Source organism: Kitasatospora sp. NPDC101447, from assembly GCF_044767225.1.
Lineage (GTDB): Bacteria > Actinomycetota > Actinomycetes > Streptomycetales > Streptomycetaceae > Kitasatospora.
The window spans coordinates 1-4,851 of sequence record NZ_JBIWNL010000080.1; the positions used below are offsets into that span (position 1 = coordinate 1).

4 protein-coding genes and 1 pseudogene are annotated in these 4,851 nt (G+C 70.5%); all 5 read right to left on the minus strand.

Features of this window, described 5'->3' with window-relative positions; translation table 11 throughout:
* Positions 1-491 (minus strand): annotated as a pseudogene (locus ACIRST_RS42270) (potassium-transporting ATPase subunit B); the annotation flags it as partial.
* Complete coding sequence (gene kdpA, locus ACIRST_RS42275) at positions 491-2,155, minus strand: potassium-transporting ATPase subunit KdpA (protein ID WP_402810104.1); 1,665 nt, start codon at positions 2,153-2,155, stop codon at positions 491-493. The gene kdpA and the pseudogene ACIRST_RS42270, both read right to left, overlap by 1 nt.
* Position 2,156: 1 nt before the next feature.
* Positions 2,157-2,246 carry a K(+)-transporting ATPase subunit F gene (gene kdpF, locus ACIRST_RS42280; RefSeq protein WP_350519858.1) on the minus strand — a complete coding sequence of 30 codons (90 nt, stop codon included), beginning with the start codon at positions 2,244-2,246 and terminating at the stop codon, positions 2,157-2,159.
* 320 nt (positions 2,247-2,566) lie between these two features.
* Positions 2,567-4,396: an APC family permease gene (locus tag ACIRST_RS42285; RefSeq protein WP_402810108.1), complete on the minus strand. Its 1,830-nt coding sequence runs from the start codon at positions 4,394-4,396 to the stop codon at positions 2,567-2,569.
* A 244-nt stretch (positions 4,397-4,640) separates the two neighbouring features.
* Positions 4,641-4,851, minus strand: a 211-nt coding sequence (locus ACIRST_RS42290) for a hypothetical protein (protein ID WP_402810110.1), incomplete at its 5' end; no start/stop codon positions are given.

Here is a 4,851-nt window from a genome sequence, read left to right on the forward strand (position 1 = left end):
ACGGACGCGACGCCCTCGACGACGTCGCCGTCACCGGGGATGACCTGCCCGGCCTCCACGACGACGTGGTCGCCGAGCCGGAGTGCGGTGCCGGGGACCTCCTCCTCGTCCTGCGTGGCCGGCCAGTCGGTGAGGCGGCGGGCGACGCTCTCGGTCTTGGTCTTGCGCAGGGTGTCGGCCTGGGCCTTGCCGCGGCCCTCGGCGACGGCCTCGGCCAGGTTGGCGAAGACCGTGGTGAGCCAGAGCCACACGGTGATGGCCCAGGCGAACACGGACGGGTCGGCTATCGCGGAGATCGTGGTGACCACCGATCCCACCTCGACCACGAACATCACCGGGTTCTTGACCATCACCCGGGGGTCGAGCTTCTTCACCGCGTCGGGGAGCGACGTGAGGATGAGCTTCGGGTCGAGGAGGCCGCTCGACACTCTGTGCGGCGCGGCGGGCGCGGCCGTGTCGGCCGGAGCGGGGTTGAGCGTTGGGGTGGACATCAGGAGGTGAGACCTTCCGCGAGCGGCCCGAGGGCCAGGGCCGGGAAGTAGGTGAGGCCGACGACGATCAGGATCACGCCCGACAGCAGGCCCACGAACAGCGGCTTGTGGGTGGGCAGGGTGCCCGGAGTGGCCGGCACCGGCTGCTGCTGGGCCAGCGAGCCCGCCAGCGCCAGGACGAAGACGATCGGCAGGAAACGGCCGAAGACCATCGCCAGGCCGAGCGCCGTGTCGTACCAGTCGGTGTTGACCGTGATGCCGCCGAAGGCCGAGCCGTTGTTGTTGGCGGCGGAGGTGAAGGCGTACAGCACCTCCGAGAAGCCGTGGGCGCCCGAGTTGAGCATCCCGGCCCGCTCGCCCGGCAGGGCCATCGCCACACCCGTGCCCACCAGTACGATCGCCGGGGTGGTGAGGATGTAGAGGGAGGCGAACTTCATCTCCCGGCCGCCGAGCTTCTTGCCCAGGTACTCGGGAGTGCGCCCGACCATCAGACCGGCCACGAACACCGCGACGACCGCCAGCACGAGCATGCCGTACAGGCCGGAGCCGGTGCCGCCGGGCGCGATCTCGCCCAACATCATGTTGAAGATCGTGATCCCGCCGCCGAACGGCGTGAACGAGTCGTGGAAGGAGTTCACCGCACCGGTCGACGTCAGCGTCGTCGAGGCGGCGAACAGGCCCGACGCGGCGATGCCGAACCGCTGCTCCTTGCCCTCCATCGCCGCACCCGCGGCCTGCAGGGCCGTGCCGGAGTGCTGCGACTCCGCGAAGGTGATCAGGGCCGCCGAGGCGACCCAGAACAGGCCCATCACCGCGGCGATCGCGTAGCCCTGGCGGTTGTCGCCGACCATCCGGCCGAAGGCCCGCGGCAGCGCGAACGGGATCAGCAGGATCAGGAAGATCTCCAGCCAGTTCGTGAACCCGGTCGGGTTCTCGAACGGGTGCGCCGAGTTGGCGTTGAAGAAACCGCCGCCGTTGGTGCCCAGCTCTTTGATGACCTCCTGGGAGGCCACCGGGCCGCCCGGGATCTTCTGGACGTCACCCGCGAGGTTGGTCACCTCGTGGAAGCCGTGGAAGTTCTGGATCACACCGTTCGCCACCAGAACGAGGGCGAACACGAAGGCGATCGGCAGCAGCAGCCGCAGGTTGATCCGGACCAGGTCCACCCAGAAGTTGCCGACCCGGTCGGTCCTGTTGCGGGTGAAGCCCCGGATCAACGCCGCCACGATCGCGATGCCCACGGCCGCGGAGACGAAGTTCTGCACCGCCAGGCCGGCCATCTGCACCAGGTGGCCCATCGCGGACTCGCCGGCGTACGACTGCCAGTTGGTGTTGGTGACGAACGAGATCGCCGTGTTCCAGGCCTGGTGGCCCTCCATCTGCTGGACACCCAGGTTGAGCAGCAGGTAGCCCTGCAGGCGGATCAGGCCGTACAGGAAGAGCACGGAGACGGCCGAGAAGGCCAGCACCGAACGCAGGTACACCGGCCAGCGCTGATCGGCGTCACCGTCGACGCCGATCACCTTGTAGATGCCGCGCTCGACTCTGAGGTGCTTGGAGGTGGTGAGGAGCTTGGCGATGTAGTCGCCGAGCGGGCGGTAGCACAGGGCCAGCGCGCCGACGAGGGCGAGGGCCTGCATCCAGCCCGCGAGAGTGGATCCCATGTCAGAACTTCTCCGGGAAGATCAGCGCCACGACGAGATAGCCGACGAGGGCGACGGCCACGATCAGACCAGCGACGTTCTCGGCGCTCACAGCTTCTCCACCCCCCGCGCGATCAGGGCGATGACGGCGAACACGGCGACCGTGACACCGACGTAGATGAGATCGGACATGGGCTCCACCAGCGTGGTTCGGGAGATGCCGCGACCGGAGCCGAGGGGCTCGCGCGGCGCCGGCGGACGGCCGGCAGATGCAGCAAACCAGCCGTCACGGGCGCGTTATCGGGCCCTGACGCCCTCCATACGGGTGATGGCGCCGCGTTGACGCGACCTTGACGCGCAGGGGTGACGGAACGGCGGAAGGCCCCGGTCGGCAGGGTGCCGTCCGGGGCCTTCCGCGGGTTCCGCCGCTGGTCACATCCGCATCCGCAGTCGGCAGACCACGGCGTCGGTGTGCCGGCGCAGGGCGCGGTCGATCACCGCACCGCGCCGGTTCTGCAGCGCCCGCTGCCACCAGTGGGCGGGCTCCACCTCGGGGATCAGCACGGTCAGCCGGTCGTAGGCGTGCTCCGCCCCGAGCTCGTTGACGAAGTCGGCGATCGGCCTCCCCAACCGGCGGTGGTCGTCCGGGATCTCCACCAGCGGCACCCCCGGCTGCCACAGCTCCCAGTCGCGGCGCAGCGCCTCGGCCGCGGCCGGTTCGAGGACCACGGTGACCGCCATGACCTCGTCGCCGAGCGAGAGCGCGGCGGACAGGCCGTCCCGGGTGAGCCGGGTGATCGCGGTGACCGGGACGACGACCAGGCTGCGCTGTCTGGTCACCGGGCCGGGGACGCGGCCCAGCTCCAGGCGTTCGCCGATCCGCGCGTAGCTGCGGTGGATCGCCTCGAACAGCAGCACCAGCAGCGGCAGGGCCAGCACGATGCCCCAGGCGCCCTCGGTGAACTTGGTGCCGGTGACGACCAGCGCCGCGACGCCGGTGAGCAGCGCGCCGAAGCCGTTCAGCGCGGTCTTGCCCCGCCATCCGGGCGGGCGGTGCAGCAGCCAGTGCCGGACCATGCCGACCTGGCAGACGGTGAAGCCGACGAAGACGCCGATCGAGAACAGCGGTACCAGGCTGTTGACGTCCCCGCCGGAGCCGATCAGCAGCGCCGCCGACACCGCGGCCAGGAAGAGCACGCCGTAGCGGTACACCTGGCGGTCGGCGCGCAGGGCGAAGACGTGCGGGAGGTGGTTGTCCCGGGCGAGCAGGTCGAGCAGCACCGGCAGGCCGCCGAAGGAGGTGTTGGCGGCCAGGCCGAGCAGGACCACGGTGGCGAACTGGACGACGTAGAAGCCGATGCCGTGGCCGAGCGAGGCGTCGGCGAGCTGGGCGAGGACGGTGACGCCCTCGACGGGCTGGAGGTGGAAGCGGCCGATCAGCACGGCCAGCCCGATCAGCATCACGCCGAGCAGGGCGCCGAGCGCGACCTCGGTGTGCTGGGCGCGTCTGACCCGCGGGGTGCGGAAGGAGGGGACGGCGTTGGCCACCGCCTCGACGCCGGTCAGCGCGGAGCACCCGGCCGCGAAGGCCTTGAGCAGCAGCAGCGCGCCGACGGCGGTGGCGTTCTCGGCGAGCACCGAGGCATGCCCGGCGGCCGCCGCGGTGCTGACCGGGGCGTCCCGGAAGAGGCCGACCACGATGATCGCCATGATGGCGAGGACGAAGACGGCCGTCGGCGCCATGAACCAGCGCGCCGACTCGGCGATCCCGCGCAGGTTCACCGCGGTGACCAGCGCGAGCACGCCCAGGCAGAGCCAGACCCGCCGGTCGTACAGGCCCGGCACGGCCGAGGTCAGCGCGGCCACGCCGGCGGTGACCGAGACGGCGACGTTCAGGACGTAGTCGATCACCAGCGAGGCGGCCGCGGTCAGCGCCGTCCGGCGGCCCAGGTGCGCCTTGGCGACGGCGTAGGAGCCGCCACCGTCCGGGAACGCCGCGATCACCTGCCGGTAGGACGCCACCAGCACCGCCAGCAGCACCGCGATCGCGGCGGTGACCGGCAGCGTGAAGCCCAGCCCGTACCCGCCGGCAGCGGCCAACACCAGAACGATCGACTCCGGCCCGTACGCGACCGAGGCCATCGCGTCCAGTGAGAGCGCCGCCAGTCCGCCGAGCGCGCTGAGCCGGTACCGCTCGTCGCCCGCGCCGGTATCGGGCGGCTCATCGGCCCTGACGGCCGGGGTCGTGGTGGCGCTGGACATCGGACGGAACCTCCGCGATCGGTAGTTGCTCCGATCCTGCGGTCCGCGTTCCCGGCTCTCCCCCGGCCCCTACGCGTTCCTGACGCGGCCACGAGCGGCTTTGACGGGCCCTTGACGTGCCCGTCGTCCTGCCCGGAGGGGCTGTTGGCGGGGGTGGGGTGAGCCGTTGTCCCGGCGGGCGCCGGTTGGGAAGACGATCAGCTCGGTCGAAGGACTCCCACCCCCGGCTCCCCACTCTGCTGCCTCATGCACGTAATTGCAAGCGATGTGCAATAAGTACACCCGCCTGCACCCATCTGCGCGCGCTGGGATTCAGGCAGGACGAGGTGAGACCAAACCGCTCGAAAGGACCATCCGGCATTGCCGGTGTTCGAATACGACAAAACAGCCCCTGATCTGCGTTTCCGCAGATCAGGGGCTGTTTTCTATCCTGTGGCTGGTGCAGGGTTCGAACC